Source organism: Ralstonia sp. NFACC01 (assembly GCF_900115545.1).
GTDB lineage: Bacteria > Pseudomonadota > Gammaproteobacteria > Burkholderiales > Burkholderiaceae > Ralstonia > Ralstonia mojiangensis.
This window is the reverse complement of record NZ_FOWV01000008.1, coordinates 187,683-213,633: the sequence shown is the minus strand read 5'-3', so window position 1 is coordinate 213,633 and position 25,951 is coordinate 187,683. Positions and strand designations below refer to the sequence as shown.

12 protein-coding genes are annotated in these 25,951 nt (G+C 66.1%); 10 read left to right on the top strand and 2 right to left on the bottom strand.

All coding sequences use genetic code 11. The features are described 5' to 3' along the window. Positions 1 to 10 precede the first annotated feature (10 nt). Positions 11 to 898, top strand: coding sequence for a LysR family transcriptional regulator (locus BM136_RS20530; RefSeq protein ID WP_092974967.1), 888 nt, complete (start codon positions 11 to 13; stop codon positions 896 to 898). A gap of 77 nt (positions 899 to 975) precedes the next feature. On the opposite strand, the gene ahpF is transcribed toward BM136_RS20530, so the two are convergent. Both ahpF and ahpC read right to left on the bottom strand, forming a co-directional pair. Next, a complete protein-coding gene (gene ahpF, locus BM136_RS20525) occupies positions 976 to 2,550 on the bottom strand; it encodes an alkyl hydroperoxide reductase subunit F (protein ID WP_092974964.1) in 1,575 nt (524 codons plus the stop codon). Between the two features lie 125 nt (positions 2,551 to 2,675). Beyond that, the gene (gene ahpC, locus BM136_RS20520) at positions 2,676 to 3,239 is read right to left on the bottom strand and encodes an alkyl hydroperoxide reductase subunit C (RefSeq protein WP_024978277.1); all 564 of its coding nucleotides are present in this window, start codon (positions 3,237 to 3,239) and stop codon (positions 2,676 to 2,678) included. Positions 3,240 to 3,641: 402 nt separating this feature from the next. On the opposite strand from ahpC, the gene glgA reads away from it, so the two are divergent. From glgA to BM136_RS20475, 9 genes are all read left to right on the top strand, one after another. Beyond that, on the top strand, positions 3,642 to 5,273 hold the full coding sequence (gene glgA / locus BM136_RS20515; protein ID WP_092974961.1) for a glycogen synthase GlgA: 1,632 nt from the start codon (positions 3,642 to 3,644) through the stop codon (positions 5,271 to 5,273). Between the two features lie 31 nt (positions 5,274 to 5,304). Continuing rightward, complete coding sequence (locus BM136_RS20510) at positions 5,305 to 8,895, top strand: maltotransferase domain-containing protein (RefSeq protein WP_092974958.1); 3,591 nt, start codon at positions 5,305 to 5,307, stop codon at positions 8,893 to 8,895. Continuing rightward, complete coding sequence (gene treS / locus BM136_RS20505; protein WP_092974955.1) at positions 8,892 to 12,386, top strand: maltose alpha-D-glucosyltransferase; 3,495 nt, start codon at positions 8,892 to 8,894, stop codon at positions 12,384 to 12,386. The genes BM136_RS20510 and treS overlap by 4 nt, the downstream gene beginning before the upstream one ends. Next, entirely contained in the window at positions 12,383 to 14,689 is a 2,307-nt protein-coding gene (gene glgB, locus BM136_RS20500) for a 1,4-alpha-glucan branching protein GlgB (RefSeq protein WP_092974952.1), read from the top strand. The genes treS and glgB overlap by 4 nt, the downstream gene beginning before the upstream one ends. Positions 14,690 to 15,267: 578 nt before the next feature. Continuing rightward, a complete protein-coding gene (gene glgX / locus BM136_RS20495) occupies positions 15,268 to 17,568 on the top strand; it encodes a glycogen debranching protein GlgX (RefSeq protein ID WP_092974949.1) in 2,301 nt (766 codons plus the stop codon). Continuing rightward, on the top strand, positions 17,565 to 19,406 hold the full coding sequence (treZ, locus tag BM136_RS20490) for a malto-oligosyltrehalose trehalohydrolase (RefSeq protein ID WP_092974946.1): 1,842 nt from the start codon (positions 17,565 to 17,567) through the stop codon (positions 19,404 to 19,406). Before glgX ends, treZ begins: the two co-directional genes overlap by 4 nt. 26 nt (positions 19,407 to 19,432) lie before the next feature. After that, positions 19,433 to 21,715, top strand: a complete 2,283-nt coding sequence (gene malQ / locus BM136_RS20485) for a 4-alpha-glucanotransferase (RefSeq protein ID WP_092975109.1) — start codon at positions 19,433 to 19,435, stop codon at positions 21,713 to 21,715. Further along, positions 21,712 to 24,534: a malto-oligosyltrehalose synthase gene (treY, locus tag BM136_RS20480; protein ID WP_092974943.1), complete on the top strand. Its 2,823-nt coding sequence runs from the start codon at positions 21,712 to 21,714 to the stop codon at positions 24,532 to 24,534. Before malQ ends, treY begins: the two co-directional genes overlap by 4 nt. Before the next feature lie 135 nt (positions 24,535 to 24,669). Then, entirely contained in the window at positions 24,670 to 25,917 is a 1,248-nt protein-coding gene (locus tag BM136_RS20475; RefSeq protein WP_254775708.1) for an MFS transporter, read from the top strand. Positions 25,918 to 25,951: the final 34 nt, after the last annotated feature.

Genomic DNA, 25,951 nt, shown 5'->3' with positions numbered 1-25,951 from the left:
GGGTTTTCAAATGATTGATCTTGTCTTGCTGCGCAGCTTTGTCACGGTGGTCGATACGGGCAACTTCACCCGCGCGGCCGAGCATCTGCACCTGACGCAATCGACCGTGAGCCAGCAGATCCTCCGGCTCGAGCAGCAGTTGGACTGCCGCCTGCTCGACCGCAGCCAGCGCCAGGTGCTACCGACGGAAGAAGGCGATCGCCTGCTTGGCTACGCCCGCCGTCTGCTACGGCTGGCCAACGAAGCCAGCGAGGCGCTGAGCCCCGAACACACCGGCGGCGTGCTGCGCCTGGGCGTGCCGGAAGACCTCGGCAGCGGCGCGCTGATGCCGCTCATCGCCAGCTTCGCGCGCGAGCGCCCGCGGCTGCGTCTGGAAGTGGAAAGCGGCCTCTCCCACCACCTGCTGCGCCTATACCGCAATGGCGATCTCGACATGCTGCTCGTCAAGCAATGGGGGACCGATAGCGACTGCCATGCGCGCTGGGCCGAGCCGGTTTGCTGGATCGACAGCGCCGAGCGGCCGCACACGCTGCCGCTCGGGCCATCGCAACCTGCGTTGCCGCTGGTGGTGTTTCCGGTGGGCGCGCTGTATCGGCAGGAGATGCTGCACGCGCTGGAATCGATCGGCCAGCCGTGGCGCATCACGTATTCGAGCCCGAGCCTGGCGAGCCTGTGTGCGGCGGTCAGCGCGGGGCTGGGTGTGAGCCTGCTGCCCGCCAGCACCGTGCAGGCCGGACATCGCGTGCTCGGCGCTGCGGATGGTTTTCCGGAGATCGGCGGGCTGGAGCTGGCGCTGTTCGCGCGACCGGACCTCGACAGCGCGGGGCGTGCGCTGCGCGATCGTCTTGTCGAGATGTGCGCGGCGCGTGCGCAGGCGCTGCAATCTGCCGCCGGCTGAGCGCCGAAGCACCAAAGAAAAAGCCGGACCCGCTTGTCGCGAAGTCCGGCTTGGTACGGGTACGGCTGCGTTCAGCTTCAGGCAGCTTCGGCCAGCGGCACGCGGATCAGATGATCGAACGCCGACAGTGCGGCCTTCGCGCCATCGCCGGTGGCGATGATGATCTGCTTGTACGGCGTCGTGGTCGCATCGCCTGCGGCAAACACACCTTCCGCACTGGTCTGGCCACGCGCATCGACGACGATCTCGCCAAAGCGGTTGCGCTCGAGCGCGCCATCCAGCCATTCGGTGTTGGGCACCAGGCCGATCTGCACGAACACGCCTTCGAGCGCGACCGTGTGCTCGACGCCATCCACGCGGCTCTTGTAGCGCAGGCCGTTGACCTTCTGGCCGTCACCGGTGATCTCGGTGGTCTGCGCGTTGGTGACGATAGTCGCATTCGGCAGGCTTTGCAGCTTGCGCACCAGCACGGCATCGGCCTTCAGCTCGCTGGCGAATTCCAGCAGCGTGACGTGGCTCACGAGGCCGGCCAAGTCGATGGCCGCTTCCACACCCGAGTTGCCGCCGCCGATCACGGCCACGCGCTTGCCCTTGAACAGCGGGCCATCGCAGTGCGGGCAGTACGCCACGCCCTTGTTCTTGTATTCCTGCTCACCCGGCACGTTGACGTTGCGCCAGCGTGCGCCGGTCGACAGAATGACCGAGCGGCCCTTGAGCACCGCGCCGTTGGCCAGCGTCACCTCGGCAAAGCCGCCCGGCTTGTCTGCCGGCGTCAGCTTGACAGCGCGCTGCGTGTTCATGATGTCGACGTCGTACTGGCGCACGTGCTGCTCCAGCGCGACGGCAAACTTCGGCCCTTCGGTCTCCTGCACGGAGATGAAGTTCTCGATGCCCAGCGTGTCGAGCACCTGGCCGCCAAAACGCTCGGCCACCACGCCCGTGCGCACGCCCTTGCGCGCCGCGTACACCGCAGCCGCCGCACCCGCTGGGCCACCGCCGACGATCAACACATCAAACGCTTCCTTGGCGGCAAGCTTTTCAGCGTCACGCGCAGCGGCGCCGGTGTCGATCTTGGCGAGGATATCTTCCACGCCCATGCGGCCCGTGCCGAAGGTCTCACCGTTCAGGAACACGGTCGGCACGGCCATGATCTGGCGCGCCTCGATTTCGCCCTGATACAGCGCGCCGTCAATGGCGACGTGCTGGATGCGCGGGTTGATCACGGACATCACGTTCAGCGCCTGGACCACGTCCGGGCAGTTCTGGCACGTGAGCGACATGTAGGTCTCGAAGCGGAAATCCCCTTCGATATTGCGAATCTGTTCGATGACGTCGGCTTCGAGCTTGGGCGCATAGCCGCCCACTTGCAGCAGCGCCAGCACGAGCGAGGTGAACTCGTGACCGGTCGGGATGGCGGCAAAACGCACGCTCACATCGGCGCCGGTGCGGCGGATCAGGAACGACGGCGCGCGCTCGGCGGCGTCGCGTTGTTCGGTCAGCACGATCATGCTGGACTGCTCGGCCACGTCGCGCAGCAGGTCCATCATGTCGCGGGAGCCCTCGCTGTCATCGACGTTGGCGACCAGCTCAATGGGCTGCACGAGGCGTTCGAGGTAGGCCTTCAGTTGGGCCTTGACATCAGCATCCAGCATGACGACTTCCTTTATTCGTTTTGATTCAGTGACAGGGCGCGGCACATGCCTGCGCCCTTAAGCAAACGGCCGGCAGAGCCGGCCGTTTTTTCTCGCTGCATTTCTGCAGCAAACAGCCTTACAACTTAGATCTTGCCGACCAGGTCCAGCGACGGCTTGATCGTCTTGGCGCCTTCGTTCCACTTGGCCGGGCACACGTTGCCCGGGTTGTTGGCGACGAACTGGGCAGCCTTGAGCTTGCGCAGCGTTTCCTTCACGTCACGGGCGATGGCGTTGTCGTGCACTTCCATCGTCTTGATCACGCCTTGCGGGTCGATCACGAACGTGCCGCGCAGTGCCAGGCCTTCTTCCGGGATGTGCACGCCGAAGGCGTTGGTCAGTTGGTGCGTCGGGTCACCCACCAGCGGGAACTGCGCCTTGCCCACGGCCGGCGACGTTTCGTGCCACACCTTGTGCGAGAAGTGCGTGTCGGTCGTGACGATGTAGACCTCGGCGCCAGCCTTCTGGAATTCAGCGTAGTTGTCCGCTGCGTCTTCCACTTCGGTCGGGCAGTTGAAGGTGAATGCGGCCGGCATGAAGATCAGCACGGACCACTTGCCCTTGAGCGACTCATCCGTGACTTCGATGAACTTGCCGTTATGGAACGCTTGGGCCTTGAACGGTTGGACTTGAGTATTGATCAGCGACATAGTGGTTTTCGGTTGGGTTGCTTGGTTGACAACGGAGTGGATCGTATCGTCGATCGATGTATTGCACAAGTTGATTGATATGATTTTATCGATTGTTTTTTTCTATTGCCCGAGCAACCGAGCGTCTCCGGCCTGAAGCGCCATCTATCCCAAACGTGCGCCTGCGTGCATAGACGAAATTACACAGCGCACCCGCAGGTTGCACACCCCGCACGTGGTCCCGCAGCGCGCACATGACGTACAGCCAAGGCGGCGCGGGCCAAGACTACAGCCTTGTCAGCGTCTGTCTGACTGGCATAGGTCTTGCGCGAAGAGGTCGATCGCAAACCTCCGCCGCGCATCGGCGCCGTCCACTGCTCACGCAGTTGGCTGACGGCCCGGCGGGCGAATTCCCCCGGGAGCATGACCTTGTCGCTGAACGTTCTCTTTGTCGCTTCTGAAGCTGTGCCGCTGGCCAAGACCGGCGGGCTTGGAGATATGGTCGGGGCCTGCGCGAACGCACTGCGGCGCGCCGGCATGAAAGTGACGGTGATGCTGCCGGGCTATCCCGACGCCATCACGCAGTTGCAGCACACGCGCACCGTGTGTGAATGGACTGACCTGCCCGGCGGCCGCGCCCGCCTGCTGAGTGGCCGCATGGGCGCACAGGGCATCCCGGTGCTCCTGTTCGACGCGCCGGCGCTGTTCGCGCGGCCCGGCAACCCTTACCTCGACGACCACGGCGAGCCGTATAACGACAACGCGCTGCGCTTTGCGGCGTTCAGCCAGGCGGCTGCGCGCATTGCCGGCGGCGTGCCGGGCGTGCATCGCTTTGACATCGTGCAGGCGCATGACTGGCATGCGGGGTTGGTGCCGCTGTTCGTCAAGCGTGCGCAGGTGCCGGCGAAGACCGTCTTCACGATCCATAACCTCGCGTTCCAGGGCAATTTCCCGATGCACATGGTGCCGGACATTGGCGTGCCGCCCGATGCGGCGCACGAAGCCGAGTTCTGGGGTCAGTTCAGTTTCCTGAAGGCCGGCCTGCTGTGGGCGGACCGCATCACCACCGTGAGTCATGCGTATGCGCGCGAAATCCTGACCGACACGGCGGGTTGCGGCATGCAGGATCTGCTGCGCACACGCCAGCAAGACCTCGTCGCGATCCTCAACGGCATCGACAACGACGTCTGGAACCCGTCGAAAGACCCGCTGCTTCCCCAGCAGTTTGTTGCCGCCAACCTGAGCGGCAAGCACACCGCCAAGCGCGTACTGCAGCAGCGCTTCGGGCTGCCGGAAGACGCGAAGGCGCCGCTGCTGGCCGTGGGCAGCCGCCTGACGCATCAAAAGATGGCCGACGTGACGTTGCAAGCGCTGCCTCAGTTGCTGGAATCCAACCCGCAATTGCAGGTCGCCGTGCTCGGCTGCGGTGAACACGCCTACGAGACCGGCATGGCCGAACTGGCAGCGCGCTATCCGCGCCAGGTGGCCGCGAAGATCGGCTACACCGAGGCCTATGCCCACCTGCTGCACGCCGGCGCCGACATCCTGCTGCATGGCAGCCGCTTCGAGCCATGCGGCCTGACGCCACTCTATTCGATGCGTTACGGCACAGTACCGGTCGCGTCGCGCGTCGGGGGGCTGATGGACACGATCACCGATCGCGGCTCGCCCGAAGCAGCCTTGCATGGCGCGACGGGCTTCCTGTTCGACGGCGACACCGCCGACGCCATGGTGGCCGCGGTGGAGCGCGCCCTGCGCGTCTTCGCCCAGCCGCAGGCGTGGCGCATCCTGCAATACAACGGCATGACGACCGACTTCGGCTGGTCGCAGCCTGCACGTGAATACATCGCGCTGTACCGCAACCTCGTGCCAGCCGCCACGCCCATGCCTGCCGTGGCGCTTGCACAGACGCCCGTCACATCCGACGCGTTGCATACGCCCCGACCCGACCAACCTGTGCGTACGCCGGCGCGGCGACGCTCGACGGCACTGTCCGACGAGATCCGAGCGCACGCGGTGGCGCGCGCCGCCAGTGCCGAGAAGATCCGTGCCTGACCGCGCCTGACGCCCTGCCCCGCTTTCACGCATGCCCGAGACCAAGTCGCCCAAGCCCGCCACTCCACGTAAAACCACGGCCGCACTCAACGCGGCCAAGCCACCCGGCAGCAAAGCCAAATCGGTGACCAGGCCGGCAGCAATGCCGAGCGCGGCACCGCCCACCACGGCAGCGCCCCCATACGCCCCGGCCATCTGCTATGTGCATCCGCTGCAACTGGGCAGGCTCGACCGATGGGACGGCGTGCTCGATCGCATCGCCTCGTTGGGTTTCGATCATGTGTTGATGGCGCCGCCATTTGCGGTGGGTGCCGCCGGCAACGTCTTCGTCACCCGCGACCATGCGCAATTGCATACGGCGCTGGGCGGCGGGCCGGCTGACGCAGCCCTCGCCAAGCTTACCGAAGGCTGCCGCTCGCGCGGGCTTACTTTGCTGCTCGATCTGGTGATCGACCGCGTGGCCGTTGATGCGCCCCTGCGCGCCGACCATCCCGACTGGTTCGCAAGCCACGCCGAAGACGGCGACGCGCTGGACCCACGCCTGCCGCCCTCGCACTTTGAAGTGGCGTCCTTCCGGCACGACGACTCGCGCAGCGCAGATGCCATCCTCACGTGGTGGGCTCAGCAACTGCGCGCCTGGGCCACATTGGGCATCGGCGGGTTCCGCTGTGAAGCGCCCGCCCGCCTGCCTGCAGACCGCTGGCGCACGTTGATTGCGGACGTGCGCAAAGACGCCGGCGCCGTGCGATTCCTGGCGTGGACGCCCGGCATGGATGGCGCGGCGCTCGATGCGCTGGCCGGTGTCGGCTTTGATGCAACATTTTCGTCGCTGCGCTGGTGGGATTTCCGTGCCGGCTGGATGGTGGAAGAGCACGCGCGCCTGGCCGCTGTGGCACCGCCCATCGCCACCGTGGAAGCACCGTTCGGCACGCGCTACGGCCAGGCATTTGGCGACGCGATGATCCGAGAACGCGCCTATCGCCGCCTCCTGCACGTGGCCGACACGCTCGATGCCGGCTGGCTGATGCCGCTGGGCTTCGAACGGGGCGCCCTGCTGCCGATGCTGGCTGAGCGCGGTGACCCATCCGACCAGCAATGGATCGACGCGCATGCCGCATTCGACCTGAGCGATGCCGTGCGCGATGTGAACGCCACCATCCGCGCCGCACGCGAGACGAACACCGTGGCGCCGCACGCTGAACTGCGCATGCTGACCGGCCCCGACGCGCCCGCCACCGCACTGCTACGCGCCGATGGCCCCGACCTGCGTGCGGGCGATGCCGCCACGCTGACCGTCATCAACCCTGATCTGCACATGGGCGTGTCGGTGCATGCCGACCACTTCCTGCCCGGTGTGGCGGGCGGCTTTACGCGCGGCGTGGCGCTCGACCTGCTGACCGAACCGGTGGGCAGTTGCGACGACACGCTGCGCGCCAATGCACGGCCCTTGGCCGAGATCGACCTGCTACCCGGCGACGTGCAGGTCTGGCGCGTGTTCCGCAATGCCCCGGTGCGCACTCCCGCAGCGGGCAAACCCGTCAAGAGCCAGCGTGCCAAGGCCGGCGAAGCGAAAGAACCTGTCAACGCCGCCATTGCGTCGCCGCGCATCGGCATCGAGCAGGTGCAGCCCTCCGTTGAAGACGGCCGCTTTGCCGTGAAGCGCCTGGTGGGCGATGACATCATCGTCGAGGCCGATGTGCTCATGGACGGGCACGACAAGTTGGCCGTGCACCTGCTGTGGCGCGCGCAAGATGAAGACACGTGGCAGCACGTACCGATGATGCCGCTGGGCAACGACCGCTGGCGTGGCGCGTTCCGGCCCGAACGGCTGGGGCGGCACGCCTATGCCGTGGCCGCGTGGCGCGATGCGTTCGGCACCTACCGGTCTGAACTGGAGAAGAAGCACACCGCCGGCGTGGACGTAACGCTGGAGCTGGAAGAAGGCGCGCGGCTCGTCGCACAGGCCGCAGAACATGCGCCGAAGGACGCACCGGTCGACGCATTGCACAAGCTGGCCCACCTGTTGGCCGAGGCGGACCACGCGCACCGTCTCAAGCTGCTGTTGGACCCCGTGACCGCCCACGTGATGGCGCAGGCTTCGCACTACCGGCCGTTCTATGTAGAAAGCGTGGCGTATCCGCTGGACGTGGAACGCGGTGGCGCGGCGTTCGCGAGCTGGTACGAGCTGTTCCCCCGCTCGGCATCGGATGACGAACAGCGGCACGGCACCTTTGACGATGTGATCCGCCGGCTGGGCGCCATTCGCGGCATGGGCTTCGACGTGCTGTACTTCCCGCCCATACACCCGATCGGCCGCACCAACCGCAAGGGCCGAAACAACAGCCTGCGCGCCGAAGCCGATGACCCCGGCAGCCCGTACGCCATTGGCGCTGCCGAAGGCGGGCACGATGCCATCCACCCGCAGCTCGGCACGCTGGAAGATTTCCGCCGACTGGTGCGCGCCGCGCATGAGAAAGGCCTGGAGCTGGCGCTCGACTTTGCCATTCAATGCTCGCCCGACCACCCCTGGCTGCGCGAGCACCCCGGCTGGTTTGCATGGCGGCCCGACGGCAGCATCAAATACGCCGAGAACCCGCCCAAGAAGTACGAAGACATCGTCAACGTCGACTTCTATGCCGACGACGCCAAGCCCAGCCTGTGGACCGCCCTGCGCGATGTGGTGATGTTCTGGGCCGACGAGGGTGTGCGCCTGTTCCGCGTCGACAATCCGCACACCAAGCCGCTGCCGTTCTGGGAATGGATGATCGGCGAGGTGCGTGCGCGCTATCCGGATACGGTGTTCCTGTCCGAAGCCTTCACGCGCCCCAAGGTGATGTACCGGCTGGCGAAGGTTGGGTTCTCGCAGTCGTACACATACTTCACGTGGCGGCATACCAAGCAGGAATTCATCGATTACCTGACCGAGCTGACGCGCACGCCGGTGCGTGAATATTTCCGCCCGCACTTCTTCGTCAACACGCCGGACATCAACCCGGTGTTCCTGCAGACGTCGGGCCGGCCCGGCTTTTTGATTCGCGCCGCGCTGGCGGCCACGCTGTCTGGCCTGTGGGGCGTCTATAACGGGTTCGAGCTGTGCGAAGGCGTTGCGGTGCCGGGCAAGGAGGAGTACCTCGACTCCGAGAAGTACCAACTGCGCGCGTGGGACCACAACCGCCCGGGCAACATCGTCAAGGAAATCGCGCTGCTCAACCGCATCCGCCGGGCCAATCCGGCGCTGCACTCGCACCTGGGGGTGACATTCCAACCCGCCTCGGGTGAGCAGATCCTGTTCTTCAGCAAATCGACGCCGCCCGTGGTGCCGGCGCAGATGGGAACCTCGCCGGCCGAATTGGCCAATGCCCTGCCGCCAGACCGCTTTGGCGACAACACGGTGTTCGTGGCCATCAACCTCGACCCGCACCACCCGCACGAATCCGATATCGAACTGCCATTGTGGCAATGGGGCCTGCCTGACCACGGCGCGCTGATGGCCGAGAACCTGGTCAACGGCCAGCGCACCGTGTGGCGCGGCAAGTGGCAGCACATCCGTCTTGAACCCGAGCAGCCGTTTGCCATCTGGCGCGTGCGCCCGGCCCTGCCATCGGAGGAACAACCGTCATGACGCGCAATCCGACCGCGCTGCTGGTGGACGACGCGCTCTGGTACAAGGACGCCGTCATCTATCAGCTGCATGTCAAATCGTTCTGCGATTCCGACAACGACGGCGTCGGGGATTTTCCCGGGTTGATCTCCAAGCTCGACTACATCGCCGAGCTTGGGGTGGACGTCATCTGGCTGCTGCCGTTCTATCCGTCGCCGCGCCGCGACGACGGCTACGACATCGCCGAATACCGCGGCGTGCACCCCGATTACGGCAGCATGGCCGACGCGCGCCGCTTCATTGCCGAAGCGCATGCGCGGGGCCTGCGCGTGATCACGGAACTCGTTATCAACCACACGTCGGACCAGCACCCGTGGTTTCAGCGTGCGCGGCGCGCCAAGCCGGGTTCTGCGCTGCGCGACTTCTATGTGTGGTCCGACAATGACAAGAAGTACGCCGGCACGCGCATCATCTTCATCGATACCGAGCCTTCCAACTGGACGTGGGACCCGGTGGCCAAGGCGTATTACTGGCACCGCTTCTATTCGCACCAGCCCGATCTCAACTTCGACAACCCGCGCGTGCTCAAGGCCGTGATCGGCGTGATGAAGTTCTGGCTGAACCTGGGCGTGGATGGCCTGCGGCTGGATGCGGTGCCTTACCTCGTGGAACGCGAAGGCACCTCGAACGAGAACCTGCCCGAGACACACGACGTGCTGCGCAAGATTCGCGCGGCCATGGATGGGGAATTCAGGAACCGCCTGCTGCTGGCCGAGGCCAACCAATGGCCAGAAGACACCCAGGAATACTTTGGCGCCGGCGACGAATGCCACATGGCGTTCCACTTCCCGCTGATGCCGCGCATGTACATGGCGATTGCGCGCGAAGACCGCTTCCCGATCACCGACATCATGCGTCAGACGCCGGAGGTGCCCAGCGGCTGCCAATGGGCGATCTTCCTGCGCAACCATGACGAGCTGACGCTCGAGATGGTGACCGACGCCGAGCGCGACTACCTCTGGGAGGTCTACGCCAGCGACCGCCGCGCGCGCCTGAACCTCGGCATCCGCCGCCGGCTCGCACCGCTGCTGGAACGCGACCGCCGCCGCGTCGAGCTGATGAACAGCCTGCTGTTTTCGATGCCCGGCACGCCCGTCATGTATTACGGCGACGAAATCGGCATGGGCGACAACATCCACCTGGGCGACCGCGACGGCGTGCGCACGCCCATGCAGTGGTCACCCGACCGCAATGGCGGATTCTCTCGCGCCGACCCTGAACAGCTCGTGCTGCCCGCCATCATGGGCTCGCTGTACGGCTATGAATCGGTGAACGTCGAAGCGCAAAGCCGCGACGCGCATTCGCTGCTGAACTGGACGCGCCGGCTGCTTGCCACACGCAAGCGCCATCGCGTCTTCGGGCGTGGTTCCATCCAGTTTCTGCAGCCGTCCAACCGCAAGGTGCTGGCGTATGTCCGGGCGCTGGAAGGCGAGGCGCCCATCCTCTGCGTGGCCAATCTCTCCCGCGCCTCACAGGCCGTGGAGTTGGACCTGTCCGCCTTCGCACAGCGCGTGCCGGTGGAGTTGATTGGGGGGACGGCGTTTCCGCCGATCGGCCAGTTGTCGTATCTGCTCACGCTGCCACCCTACGCGTTCTATTGGCTGGAGCTGCGCGAGAACGAGCCCGGCCCGAGCTGGTCGCAACCGGCCGCCGAGCAGTTGCCCGAATTCACGACGCTGGTGCTGCGCGCGGGGCTCGATGCCCTGGCCGACACGCGACAACGCGAGGCACATCGCCAGTTGATCGAGCGCGAAATCCTGCCGACCTATCTGCCCAAGCGCCGCTGGTTTGCCGCCAAGGACAGCGTGCTGCGCGGCGCGAAGTTTGCCTGGGGCGCGACCGTGCCCGTGGATGCTGCATCCACCAATCGCCCGCTGGCCGGGGCAACACGGCCCGAGGTGTTCTTCAACGAAGTGGCCGTCACGCTGGGTAGCCCCGACGGCAGCGAACGCGTCGAGCGCTACCTGCTGCCGCTTTCCATCGCATGGGAATCGTCCACACTGCCGGCACTGCCGATTCAGCTTGCCCTGGCGCGCGTGCGGCGCGGCCGCCATGTCGGCTACCTGACCGACGCCTTCACCACCGAGACGTTCGCCCGTGCGCTGCTCACCAACCTCGTGCGCGGCACCACGCTGGAAGCCAATGACGGCACCGTGCGGTTCGAGCCCGAGCCGAACATCGCAGAGCTGGCAGAACCTGCCGTGTCGCCTGAAGCGGGCAGCACACGGCCCGCACCGCTACCGCTGGCGCCCGACACGCCCATCCAATGGCTGGCGGCGGAGCAGTCGAACAGTTCGCTGGTGATTGGCGAGTCCGTCATCGTCAAGCTCATTCGCCGTATCGCCGCGGGCATCCACCCCGAGGTTGAGATGACGCGCCACCTCACGCGCGTGGGCTATGCCAATACGGCGGCGCTGATCGGCGAGGTCTCTCATCACGCTGCCGACGGCGAACGCTCGACGTTGGCCGTCATGCAGAGCTTCGTTCCCAACCAGGGCGATGCCTGGACATGGGCGCTGGACTACCTGCGACGCACCATCGACGAACTGGCTGTGCAGATGGAAGGCGTGACCTCGGGCGATGGTGAATCGTCCCCCGTGGCTGTCTCGGAAGCGCGCATGGATACCGACGAGGCACTGGCGGGCTACGTCAACTTCATCGGCGTGATTGGCACACGGCTGGGCGAACTGCATGTCGCGCTGGCCGCGCCCACCGAAGACCCGAACTTCGGCGCGCGCATTGCTGATACCGACGATGCCGCCTACTGGACCGCCCGCGTGAGCGAACAGCTCAATCGTGCGCACGACAACCTGACGGCATGGCAACAGCAAAACCCGGACAGCCCCCGGCAGCCTGATGTGCAATGGCTGCTGTCGCAACACCAGGCGCTGCTCGACGCTGCGCGCGCGCATGCCGAAGACGGCCTGGGCGCCACGCTCTCGCGCATCCATGGCGATTTCCACCTCGGCCAGGTGCTGGTGGCGCAGGGCGATGCCTACTTGATCGATTTTGAAGGCGAGCCCTCGCGCCCCGTGGAAGAGCGCCGGCGCAAGACCAGCCCGTTGCGCGACGTGGCAGGGCTGATGCGCTCGCTCGACTACGTGGTGGGCGCCATGCGCCAAGGCCCTGAACACGTGGCCGGCCCAGCGCAGGAGCGCCGCAACGTCCTGCTGGAGCGGTTCCGCGCTGCGTCCACTGAACGCTTCCTGGAGGCGTATGCCGCTGCCATTCGCGGGCCCGATCTGAACGCGCTGGATCAGCCCGTGGTCGACTTTCACCTGCTGGATCTTTTCCTGCTGGAAAAGGCCGCATACGAAGTCAACTACGAAGCGTCCAACCGCCCAACCTGGCTGCCAATTCCGCTGGAAGGCTTCACGCGCGTGGCACACCGCCTGCTGCATGCAGAGCCACCCTCACCTGCTGCAGAAGACTCGACGGGAGGCCCACCGTGACCGCACTCGACTTTGCCTCTCCAACCAAAACCGCCGCCGCCCCTGAGGCGCCGATCGTGCTACCGCCCGGTGTCGACCAGATGCGCGTCGACGCGCTCACACATGGCCGCCTGGGCGACCCGTTTGCCGTGCTCGGGCCGCATCGCGTGGACACCGACGACGGCACGCGCTGGGTGGTGCGTGCCTTCTATCCCGGCGCGCGCCGTGTGCAGGCCATCGACGCACGCGGCCAGATCATCACCGAGATGACGCCGGTAGGCCGCACGGGACTGTTCCACGGCCCGCTGCGCGCGGATGCGCAAGACGTGTACGGCCACCCCGACCTTTATCGCTTGCGCATCATCTGGCCTGCAGGCACCGGCCATGAAGCCGTACAGGAAACCGAAGACCCATACGCCTTCGGCCTGCTGCTGGGCGACCTCGACCTGCACCTGCTCAACGAAGGCACGCATTGGGCGCTGGCGAGCTGCTTGGGCGCGCAGGCCATCCGCATCGACGGCATCAGCGGCGTGCGCTTTGCGGTATGGGCGCCGAATGCGCAGCGCGTGTCGGTGGTGGGCGAGTTCAACCAGTGGGACGGCCGTCGCCACCCTATGCGCCTGCGCCATCAGGCTGGCGTGTGGGAGCTGTTCCTGCCTAGCGGCCTGGGCGTCGGCCCCGGCACGCGCTACAAGTTCGAACTGATTGGCGCCGATGGTCGGCTGATGGTCAAGGCCGACCCCGCCGCCCGCCAGACCGAACCGCCGCCCGCCACCGCATCGGTGGTGGCCGACCCGGCCCCGCTGCGCTGGAGCGATGACGACTGGATGCAAACGCGCGCTGAACGCCACAAACCTGACGCACCCATCAGCATCTATGAAGTGCATGCCGGCTCGTGGTTGCGCGATCTGGAAGACGGCGGCCGCAACCTCCATTGGGATGAGCTGGCCGACCGGCTGATCCCCTACGTGACGGCGCTCGGCTTCACGCACATTGAACTGCTGCCGGTGGCGGAACATCCGTTCGGCGGCAGTTGGGGATATCAACCACTCGGGCTGTTCGCGCCGTCCGCGCGCTTTGGCTCGCCCGAGGCGTTTGCGCGCTTTGTTGATCGCTGTCATCAGGCAGGCCTGGGCGTCATCGTCGACTGGGTGCCCGCGCACTTCCCTACCGACGCGCACGGGCTGGCGCAGTTTGACGGCACCGCGCTGTACGAACACCAAGACCCGCGCGAAGGCTTCCATCAGGACTGGAACACGCTCATCTACAACTTCGGCCGCAATGAAGTGCGCGGCTTCCTGATCGCCAGCGGGCTGGAATGGCTGGAGCGTTTCCATATCGATGGCCTGCGTGTGGATGCCGTGGCCTCGATGCTCTATCGCGACTACTCGCGCCGCGCCGGCGAATGGGTCCCCAACCGCTACGGCGGCCGCGAAAACCTTGAGGCCGTGGCGTTCCTCCAGCAGATGAACACGGTCGTGCACGAACGCTGCCCCGGCGCCATCACCATCGCAGAAGAGTCAACCGCGTGGCCCGGCGTGACCGCGCCCGTCGAGTTCAACGGCCTGGGCTTCGACTACAAGTGGAACATGGGCTGGATGCACGACACGCTGCACTACATGCAGCGCGACCCGGTGTACCGCCAGCACCATCACGACGGCATGACGTTCGGGCTGGTGTACGCATTCTCCGAGCACTTCATCCTGCCGATCTCGCACGACGAGGTGGTTCACGGCAAGGGCTCGCTGCTGGGCAAGATGCCCGGCGATGAATGGCAACGGCTGGCGAACCTGCGCGCCTATCTCGCGTTCATGTGGACGCATCCGGGCAAGAAGCTGCTGTTCATGGGCTGCGAGTTTGGGCAGGTGGGCGAATGGAACCACGATGCATCGCCCGAATGGCACCTCTTGGATGACCCGCGGCACCGTGGCGTGCAGCGACTGGTGCATGACCTCAATGCGCTGTACCGGAATGAACCGTCATTGCATGCGCGAGACACCGCGCCGGAAGGGTTCAACTGGGTGATTGGCGACGACCGCACCAACAGCGTGTTTGCGTTCCTGCGGCTGGATGGCGAGGGGCGGCCGATGCTCGTGGTGGCAAACATGACGCCGGTGCCGCGAGAGGGATATCGCATTGGTGTGCCACCCGCCGATGGCGCCAGGCATTGGCAGGAGGTACTGAACACAGACGCCGCCGTGTATGGCGGCAGCGATCTCGGGAATGGTGGAGCGGTGGATGTGGACCACGTGGCTGCGCATGGGCAGGGGCAGTCGTTGGTGTTGAGGCTGCCGCCGTTGGGGGTTGTGGTTTTGAAGGTTTGAGTTTTTTTGCTGGTGGTGCATCCCCTGTTTCATCCCCTGCCGGGGCTGACTCACTTTCTTTGTCTTGCCAAAGAAAGTAAGCAAAGAAAGGCGCGCCCAAGATGGCGAAAGACTCCTTGAATTTATGTCGCAGAGAGGGGAAGGGAAAAACTCGCTGCGCTCAGACAGTTTCCCTTCCTTTTTCCTCCCTGCAACAGAAATTCAAGGCGCCATCTAGGGCTGGGAACGGCCAAACCAACGGAGCACTTAGGGACGCGACGAAATCAGAGCGGTACTGGGCGAACTGGCTGGAGAACAACAGGACGTGCAACGTTGGCAATCGACTGTTTGCTTTTCCTGCCCTAGATGGCGCCTTGAATTTTTGTAAGCGGGCGGAAACAAGACGGGGAACTGTCTGAGCGAAGCGAGTTTTCCCCGTCTCCGCCCGGTTACAAAGATTCAAGGGATGGGTCGCCATCTCGGGCGCGCCTTTCTTTGCTTACTTTTCTTTGGCAAGACAAAGAAAAGTAAGTCGTGCCCGGCAGGGTACGAAACAGGGATGAACCACCAAGGCAAAAAGACGCAAAACGCCTCAACCAATGCTCCGTCTCCCAAGCTCCCTTGCCCCCGGCAAACCCTTCCCCCTTGGCGCCCAATGGGACGGCCTAGGCATCAACTTCGCTGTCTTCTCGGCCAACGCCAGCAAGATCGAACTCTGCATCTTCGATCCGACCGGCCGCAAGGAACTGACCCGCTTCGCCCTGCCCGAATGCACCGACGAGGTCTGGCACGGCTACCTGCCCGGCGTGGAAGCCGGCCTTGTCTACGGCTACCGTGCCTACGGCCCGTGGGAGCCGCAGCATGGCCATCGCTTCAACCCCCACAAGCTGCTACTCGACCCCTACGCCCGCCGGCTGGTGGGCGCGCTGCGCTGGTCCGATGCACTGTTCGGCTATCGGCTGAACTCCAACCGTGGCGACCTTTCATTCGACCGCCGCGACAGCGCCCCCGCCATGCCCAAGGCCGTGGTCACCGACGAGTCGTTCAATTGGGGCAACGACGTTCGCCCGAACACGCCGTGGTCGCGCACGGTCATCTATGAAGGACACGTGCGCGGGATGTCGATGCTGCGCGAAGACTTGCTGCCGCCTGAGCGTGGCACGTTCAGCGCGCTCGGCGACAGCGTCTTCATCGAGCGCCTGCAGCGGCTGGGCATCACCGCCATCGAACTGCTGCCCATTCACGCCTTCCTACAGGACCAGTTCCTGGTGGAGCGCGGCCTGCGCAACTACTGGGGCTACAACACGCTGTGCTTCTTTGCGCCGGAGCCGTCGTACCTGTCGGCGCCATCGCTGCATGAGCTGAAGGTGGCGATCCGCCGGCTGCATGCGGCGGGCATCGAGGTGCTGCTCGATGTGGTCTACAACCACACGTGTGAAGGCAGCGAACTGGGGCCGACGCTGTCGTTCCGTGGGCTGGACAACGCGAGCTACTACCGTCTCGTGCCGGGCCAGGAGCGCTACTACATCAACGACACGGGTTGCGGCAACACGCTCAACGTGTCGCACCCGCGCGTGCTGCAGATGGTGATGGATTCGCTGCGCTACTGGGTCAACGCGTTCCATGTGGATGGCTTCCGCTTCGACCTGGGTGTCACGCTCGGGCGCGAGGGCAACGGCTTCGATCCGGGCTCGGGCTTTTTCGATGCCATACGTCAGGACCCGGTGCTCTCCACCGTCAAGCTCATCGCCGAGCCTTGGGACGTAGGCCCCGACGGCTATCAGGTCGGCAACCAACCGCCGGGTTTTGCGGAGTGGAACGACCGATTTCGCGATGGCATCCGCCGCTTCTGGCGTGGCGATTCCGGGCAGCGCCCAGACCTTGCCGCACGCCTGACCGGCAGTGGCGACCTCTTCGACCGCCGCCACCGCCGGCCCTGGGCGTCGGTCAACTACGTGGCCTCGCACGACGGCTTCACGCTGCACGACCTCGTGAGCTACGCCGACAAGCACAACGAGGCCAACGGCGAAGACAACCGCGACGGCCACAACGACAACTGCAGTGCCAACTGGGGCACCGAGGGCCCGACGGACGACACCGCCATCCAAGCCCTGCGTGAACGCGTGACACGCGCGCTGCTGGCCACGGTGTTCTTCTCCAGCGGCACGCCGATGCTGCTGGCGGGCGACGAGTTCGGCCGCACGCAAGACGGCAACAACAATGCCTACTGCCAAGACAACGCGCTCTCATGGCTCGACTGGTCATTGCTGGATAAAGACCCGGGGCAGGCGCTCGCGCGCTATACGGCACGGCTGATAGCGTTGCGCAAGGAAAGCCCCGCGCTGCGCTGGCCACATTACGTGCACGGCAACACCGAGATTCTGCCCGGCGTGCCGGACATCGCCTGGTTTGATGAGCGCGGTCAGGTGCTCTCGCCCGACGCGTGGAACGACAGCGAGGCTCGCGCGTTGGCGCTACGGCGCGCATGCGTCGAGACCATCGACGCGGAGGCCCGCCCGCATGTGGCGCTGCTGCTCATCAACGGTGCCGCAACGGACCTGACCTTCACGCTGCCTGAGCCAGCCATGGATTGGCAAATCGCCATCGATAGCGCAGCGCCAGAGCAGGAGGCCCGTCCGCACGGCAGCGGCACCCTGAAAGTGGCGGGGCGCAGCGTCGTTCTGCTGTTCGCCACGCAGCTCGCCACGATCGCCCACATTGCCGGGCAGCCTGATGCGGACGTCAGCGGTGAAACCCTCGGGCACGTTCCCGAAACGCACAACGTACCGCGGAGCGCACTGCAGGACGACAGGCCCGAGCAACCCATCACCGACGACGAGCGCACCGCACCAACTGCCGGCCAAGCAGCCAACGACGACAATGGAGACGCCTCGCGATGACCGCACCCGCTCCCCGGTTTGCGCACGACATGCCGTTTGGCGCCACCGTCCTGGCTGACGGCAACACCCGCTTCCGCCTGTGGGCACCTGACGCGACCGCCGCCTGGATCGACCTCGACGAGGCGCGCGGCAACGAGGCCATCCGCATGGACGCCGAACCCGACGGTTGGTATGCAGGGGTAGCACCCGTGGGCGCCGGTACGTGCTATCGGTACCGCATCACCAATCGGGACGGCGTGACGCTGTCCGTACCCGACCCCGCCGCACGCGCACAGTGGCAGGACATCCCCGGCCCGAGCCTCGTCGTCGATCCGCAGCGCTACCGCTGGCAGCACGCCAACTGGCAGGGGCGGCCCTGGCACGAGACGGTGCTATACGAACTGCACGTCGGCACGCTGGGCGGCTTCAAGGGTGTGCGCGGACGGCTGCCGGAACTGGCGCGGCTGGGCATCACGGCCATCGAGCTGATGCCGGTGGCGGAGTTTCCAGGCGCGCGCAACTGGGGCTACGACGGCGTCCTGCCCTTTGCGCCCGACGCCAGTTATGGCACGCCGGACGATCTCAAGGCGTTGATCGACACCGCGCACGGGCTGGGCATGATGGTGTTTCTCGATGTGGTCTACAACCATTTCGGGCCCGACGGCAATTACCTCCACCACTACGCACGCAGCTTCTTCCGCGACGATGTGCATACGCCCTGGGGCGCGGCGATCGATTTCCGCATGCCGCAGGTGCGTGAGTTCTTCATCCAGAACGCGTTGATGTGGCTGATGGAATACCGCTTTGATGGTCTGCGGCTCGACGCCGTGCACGCCATCACCGAGCGCGACTGGCTGGGCGAACTCGCCGCTCGCGTGCGGCTATCGGTCGAACCCGGCAGGCATGTGCATCTGGTGCTGGAGAACGAGCACAACGCGGCATCGCTGCTGCGCGATGGCGGCACCCATGGCGACTTCGAAGCGCAGTGGAACGACGACGGCCACAACGTCCTGCACGTGCTGCTGACCGGCGAGCGCGAGGCCTATTACGCAGCCTACGCAGATGCGCCGGCAGAGCGCCTGGCGCGTGTACTGCAGGACGGATTCTGTTACCAGGGCGATCCGTCGCCCATCCATGAAAACGCACCGCGCGGCGAACCGAGCGCGCACCTGCCGCCCACCGCATTCGTGCTGTTCCTGCAAAACCACGATCAGATCGGCAACCGCGCCTTTGGCGAACGGCTGACGCAACTTGCGCACCCCGATGCGTTGCATGCTGCGCAAGTGCTGTTGCTGCTGAGCCCGCAGATTCCGATGCTCTTCATGGGTGAAGAATGGGGCAGCACGTGCCCGTTCCAGTACTTCACCAGCCACCACGGCATGCTGGCTGAAGCCGTGCGGGAAGGCCGGCGTCGGGAGTTTGCGAAGTTCGAGGCGTTTGCCGATCCACATCAGCGCGAGCGCATCCCCGACCCGAACGACGAGCGCACCTACCTCGCCTCCCGCCCCGGCGAGGCGGACCTGACCCTACCCGGTCCCCTCAATGTGCTGAACCGCATGCACCGCCTGTTGGCGCTGCGTCATGCAGAAATCATCCCGCGCCTGCCCAATGCGCGCGCACTAGATGCGGTCGCGCTGGGCCACGCCGGCGCCATTGCCCGCTGGCGCATGGGCGACGGCAGCGTGCTTACGCTGATGCTCAACCTGGCCGATCAGTCCGTGGCGGTGCCCACAGTGCTGGCGGGCAACCCCGCCGATCTGCTGTACGAATCGCGTGAAGGTGCGGCCGCAGCGCTCATCGCGCATCGCCTGCCGGAGCGCGCGTGCGTGGCATTGCTGCACACGCCGTCGCCTGCCTGAGGACAACCGCAACGTACCAACGCATCATGGACCGCACGACTCACTCCTCAGGCACGCAGCGCACGCCGCTCCAGCAATTGGCCACGGATGCCGGGCTACTCGTCGACTGGGAAGACGCTGCCAGCCGCCCCATGCGCGTGGCCGACGAAGTGCTGCGCGCGGTGCTCTTTACGCTGGGCCTGCCGGCCGGCACGTCGGCCCAGGTGTCGGAAAGCCAGACCCGCCTGCGCGCAGAAGCCGAAGCGGTCGCCATACCGCCGCTTGTGACCGGCGTGGCCGGACAGCCGATCGTGCTGCAGACCTCGGCGCCCCAAGCCGCGTTGCTGGGTGGACAAACCTATCGCGTCGACTTTGAGTCCGACGGCAGCACCGATGGCAAGATCAGCGTCAGCGCAAGCGAGCGCCATGCAACGCTGCACCTGACGCCGGTGCAGGCCGTGGGCTACCACCGCCTGACCATTGACGCCGGGCCGGGCACCGTGATCGAAACCACGCTCGCCATCGCCCCAGCGCGTTGCTATGGCGTGGCCGATGCCCTGCGCCGGCACGATCGCCCGGCCGACACCCGCCTGTGGGGCGCGTCCGCCCAGCTCTACGGCTTGCGATGCGATGCCGAACGCGCCGCCAGCAGCGCCGGCCTGGGCGACTACACCGCGGCGGGCACCCTGGCGCGGCACCTGGCGCAGCGCGGAGCGGATGCCTTGGCGCTCAGCCCCGTGCATGCCATGTTCACGGCCGACGCGCGCCGCTATTCGCCGTACTCGCCATCGAGCCGCCTGTTCCTGAACGCGTGGATGATCGACCCCGCCGCGCTCTTTGGGGACGAAGCCGTGCGGCAGACCGTGGTCGACTGCAACCTCGTCGACGACTATGCCCGCCTGGAAGCCGCGCAGCTCATCGACTGGCCGGCCAGCGGCAACGCGCGCATGACGGTGCTGCGCGCGTTGCATCGCCGTCTGCTGCAGGCCCCGCTCGGGGACACCGTCGCTCAGATGCTGCTGGACGATTTTCGTGCGTACTGCATTGATGGCGGCACCGGCCTGCGCGATCACGCTCACTTTGAGGCACTGAATGCGCACCTTGGACCCGCCCATTGGAAGCAGTGGCCCGAGCAATATCAAGATCCGAGCTATCTGGGCGTACAGGCTTTCGCTCGCGAGCATGAGGATGCGGTGAATTTCCACCTCTTCCTGCAATGGGCGGCGGCACGCCAGTGGGCCCTTGCGCAGCGCACTGCCGAGAACGCCGGCATGGCCATCGGCCTCATCGCCGATCTGGCTGTGGGCACCGACAGCGCGGGCAGCCATGCGTGGGCGCGGCAGCGCGACTTGCTGATCGGCGTGACGGTGGGGGCGCCGCCCGACGTGTTCAACGCGCAAGGCCAGGGCTGGGGGCTGACCACCTTCAGCCCGCGCGCCATGCGCACGCAAGGCTTTTCGGCATTTATCGAGATGCTGCGCGCGGTGATGGCCGTGCCCGGCGGTGTACGCATCGACCACGTGCTCGGGCTCATGCGGCTGTGGGTGATTCCAGATGGCGCACGACCGCTGGACGGCGTGTACCTGCGCTACCCGATGCAGGATCTGCTGCGGCTGGTCGCGCTGGAATCGTGGCGCAACCGCTGCATCGTCATTGGCGAAGACCTTGGCACCGTGCCACCGGGCCTGCGCGACAAGCTTGCCGACGACGGCCTGCTTGGCATGCGCATCCTCTGGTTTGAACGCGAGTACACCCGCGACGATGCCCCCTTCAAGGCGCCGCGCACATGGGCGCCGGCGTCAGTCGCGATGACGAGCACGCACGATCTGCCCACGCTCGTCGGCTGGTGGATCGGCAACGATCTGCGCTGGCAAGCCCAGCTTGGCCTGCTACCGGCCGGCATGACCGAGGGCGAGGCGCACGCGCGCCGCATGGACGATCGCGCCGCTCTCGTCGCCGCCTTTGCCGAGCACAACCGCCTGGTGCTGGCCAATGGCGGTGTGCCGATGATCGGCGTGGCGCCGCTGCAGGCCGCGTTGGAACAGGCGCGCGTGGCAAACGCGGCACAAGCCGAAGTCATCCTGCAAGCCAGCGCGCAGGACTTTGCCACGGCGGCCACCGTGTTTACGGGTGCGGCCAACACGCCGCTGGCGCTGGTGCCGCTGGAAGACCTGCTCGGTCTCGTCGAGCAGCCGAACCTGCCAAGCACGATCGACACCCACCCGAACTGGCGGCGTCGCCTGCCCGGGCCGTCCGGCACGCTGCTCGACGCGTCCACCGTGCAGGCCCGCCTGTCCGCGCTGGCCAACGCGCGCATCAGCACGCCATGAGTGAACCGACCACACCTCTCCCGCCCGTCGCCCTCCAGCGTGTGCCGCGCGCTACGGTGCGGCTGCAATTGCACCGCAACTTTACGTTCGACCATGCGCGCGCGTTGGTGGATGACTTCGCCGCACTCGGCATCTCGCATCTCTACACGTCGCCCATCACCACGGCGCAGCCAGGCTCCACACACGGCTATGACGTTGTGGACCCCACTCACGTGAACCCCGAGCTGGGCGGCGAACGCGCGCTCGAACAGTTGGTGGATGCGCTGCATGCGCGCGGCATGGGGCTCATTGTCGATATCGTGCCGAACCACATGGGCGTGGGCGGCGGACACAACGGGTGGTGGCTGGACGTGCTCGAATCCGGCCCCGACAGCGCCTACGCCAACTTCTTCGATATCGACTGGCAGCCGCCCAACCCGGCGCTGCGCAACAAGGTGCTCGCGCCCTTCCTGGGCGAAAACTACGCTGACGCACTGGACGGCGGCCGACTGCAGCTGACCTACGACGACACGGCCGCGCGGCTGGCGATGGCGTATTACGACCACCGTTTCCCGATCGTGCTGGCCGACTATGCCGCACTGCTTCGCACCGGCAACGCAGACACCGCCGTCCACGCGGTGGCCGACCGTTTTGCCGCCCTCGGCACAATCCGCTCACTGCGCACGCGCCGCGAACGCACCGACGAAGCACGCGACGCGCTGCGCAACCTCGCTACCACGGAAGCAGGTGCCGCACACGTCGCCGAAGCCGTGCGCGTGCTCAACGCGCAGCCCGATCAGCTTGATGCGCTGATGGCGCGACAGCATTGGCGCCTTGCCCACTGGCGTACCGCCAACGATGAGATCAACTGGCGCCGCTTCTTCGATATCGGCTCGCTGGCCGGCCTGCGCATGGAGCGCGCCGAGGTGTTTGAAGCCTCGCATGCGCTGCTGTTCCGGCTCTATCGCCTGGGTTGGATTGACGGCGTGCGCATCGACCATGTTGATGGCCTGGCCGACCCGGCCGCATACTGCCGCCAGCTACGCCGCCGCCTGCAAGCCGAACACGCTGCACGCCCCGCTGACCGGCTCACGAGCCACCCGTGGATCGTCGTCGAAAAGATCCTCGCCGGCGATGAAGCCATGCGCACCGACTGGGGCGTCGACGGCACCAGTGGCTACGATTTCATGAACCAGGTAGGCGCGCTGTTGCACGATGCGCACGGCGAGACCGCCCTCACCCAAGGCTGGCTTGAGTGGATTGGCGCACCAGCGGCTGAGGCGACGTTCTCAGCCACCGCGGTACCCGCACGTCGTCAGATCCTGCATGCGCACTTTGCTGCAGAACTCGATGCAGCCACGTCGGCGCTGCACGCGGTGGCACAACAGGACCGCAGCAGCCACGACGTGACGTGGCACGCCATCCGACGCGCGCTGGCCGAGGTGATCGTCCACTTTCCGGTGTATCGAACCTATGCGAATGCGCAGCAACGCGATGCGCAGGATTCGGCGATCTTGCAAACCGCCATGTCCGGCGCGGCGACCTGTCTGCGGCGCGTCGACGAGCCTGTGCTCCGCTGGCTCGACGCATGGCTGGGCGGGCAACCGGCGGGGCAGGACAAGCTGCGCCAACTGGCGTTGCGCCGGTGCCAGCAGTTGTCGTCGCCGGTGGCGGCCAAGGCGGTCGAAGACACGGCGTGCTACCGCTACGGCCGGCTGCTGTCGCGCAACGAGGTCGGCGCGGATCCGGGTGCGTTTTCCATGAGCGCCAACGCGTTCCATCACGCCATGCAAGCGCGCGCCCACACCTGGCCGCACGCGATGCTCACCACCGCCACGCACGACCACAAGCGCGGCGAAGATGTGCGTGCGCGGTTGGCCGTGCTGTCGGAGCGCCCCACGCAGTGGCTGGCCGCCGCGCACCAATGGCGCACGGAACACGCCGCGTGGGTGCGTCAACTGCCTCCCGGCCCAGCCCCCTCACCCGCCGCGCAGTGGATGCTGTATCAGACGCTGGTTGGCATCTGGCCCGCGGATCTCGACTGGCATGACGCCGATGCCGTGCGCGAGCTGGCCGAGCGCGTCGCGCAGTGGCAAGAAAAAGCGCAGCGCGAAGCCAAGCTGCGCACTGACTGGTTCGAGCCCGATGCGGACTACGAAGCTGCCTGCCGCGATTTCGTCTTGACGCTGCTGACGGGCGAGGCGGCCTCGACCTTCCTGCCTTCGCTCTCCGCCTTCGTGCAAAGCGTAGCGCCGGCCGCCGCCGTCAACGGCCTCGCCCAGACCTTGCTGCGCACCACACTGCCCGGCGTGCCCGACCTCTACCAGGGCGCGGATTTCTGGGACACCAGCCTCGTTGATCCCGACAACCGCCGCCCCGTCGACTACGCCGCGCGGCATCGCGCATTGCGGGCATTGCACGTGCATGCCGGGCACAGCCTCGCGTCGCTGCTCACGCATTGGACCGACGGCCGTATCAAGCAAGCCGTGCTGGCACGTGCACTGGCCCTGCGCGCCGCCATGCCGGCCGTGTTCGAATCCGGCGACTACCAACCCCTGGCCGTGACCGGCAGCGGCGCGCAGCACGTGTTGGCGTTTGCGCGCGTGCATGGCGCCCAGGCGGTCATCGCGATCGTGCCGCTGCATGCCTCCGCCCTGCTGGGCCATGCCGCCACACCAACGTTTGCGGATGGCGCATGGCGGGACACCACGGTCTGTCTGCCGTCCGCGCTGTCGCACGCTCCGTTGCATAGCGCTTTTGACGGCCAGACGCTGCACAGCCCCCGCCTGGCGTTGGGCCAGGTGCTCGCCCACCTGCCGGTCGCCCTGCTGCATACCTGATCCGCACGCTACGCACCCGCACGGGTTAACACCGACTGCGCCGCTCCTTGGCTCGCCCTAAAATTCCTCTATTCATATAGATGACTAGAGCAATGTGTGGTGAACACGTCGCTCACGTCACCCGGAGGAGACCGCATGTTCGGCTGGTTCAAAGAGATTTCAAAAGGAGAAAAGCGCACGTTCTGGGCCTGCTTTGGCGGCTGGGCGCTCGACGCGCTGGACGTGCAGATGTTCAGCCTCGTCATCCCGACCATCATCGCGGCGTGGCACATCGGCAAGACCGAGGCCGGGCTGGTGTCGGGCGTCACGCTGGTGGCGTCGGCCCTGGGCGGCTGGATTGCCGGCGCGCTGACCGATCGTTTCGGCCGCGTGCGCACGCTGCAGTTCACGGTGCTGTGGTTTTCGCTGGCCACATTCGCCTCGGCCTTTGCGCAGAACTTCGAGCAGTTCCTGGTGCTCAAGGCCATTCAAGGCTTCGGCTTTGGCGGTGAATGGGCGGCGGGCGCCGTGCTGATGGCCGAGAGTATTCGCGCCAGCCACCGCGGCAAGGCGATGGGCACGGTGCAGAGCGCCTGGGCGGTCGGCTGGGGCGCGGCGGTGCTGCTGTATGCGCTCACCTATTCCTTCATCGAGCCGGACCTCGCCTGGCGCGTGATGTTTGCCGCCGGGTTGCTGCCGGCGCTGCTCATCATCTACATCCGCCGTGGCGTACAGGAGCCCGTGCCGGCCGCCAAGCCGGGCGCGAATACCAACGCGATGCCGATCTCGCGCTTTCCGCTGCTCGACATCTTCCGTCCGCAGGTGCTGCGCATGACGCTGATCGGCGGGCTGCTGGGGGTAGGCGCGCACGGCGGTTACTACGCGCTGATGACGTGGCTGCCGACGTATCTCAAGACAGAGCGGCACCTGTCCGTGCTCGGCACGGGCGGCTACCTGGCGGTGATCATCTTCGCCTTCTGGTGCGGTTGCGTGGCCAGCGCGTGGCTGCTGGACGTGCTCGGCCGCCGCGGCAACATCCTGCTGTTCTCGTGCTGCTGCGTGGTGACGGTGCTGGTGTATCTGCTGGTGCCGCTTTCGGACGGCGCGATGCTGGTGCTGGGCTTTCCGCTGGGCTTCTTTGCGGCGGGCATTCCGGCCAGCATGGGCGCGCTGTTCAATGAGTTGTATCCGCAGGGCGTGCGCGGCACGGGTGTGGGCTTTTGCTACAACTTCGGCCGCGTGGTGTCTGCCGCCTTCCCGGTGCTGGTGGGCAAGATGAGCGCATCAATGTCGCTCGGCACGGCCATCGGCATCGACGCGGCCATCGCGTATTCGATCGTCGCGGTGGCGGTGCTGATGCTGCCCGAAACGAAGGGCCGCGACCTCGCTGCCGTCACCGTCTGAACACCAATCACAACATCATGACGACGCACTTGAT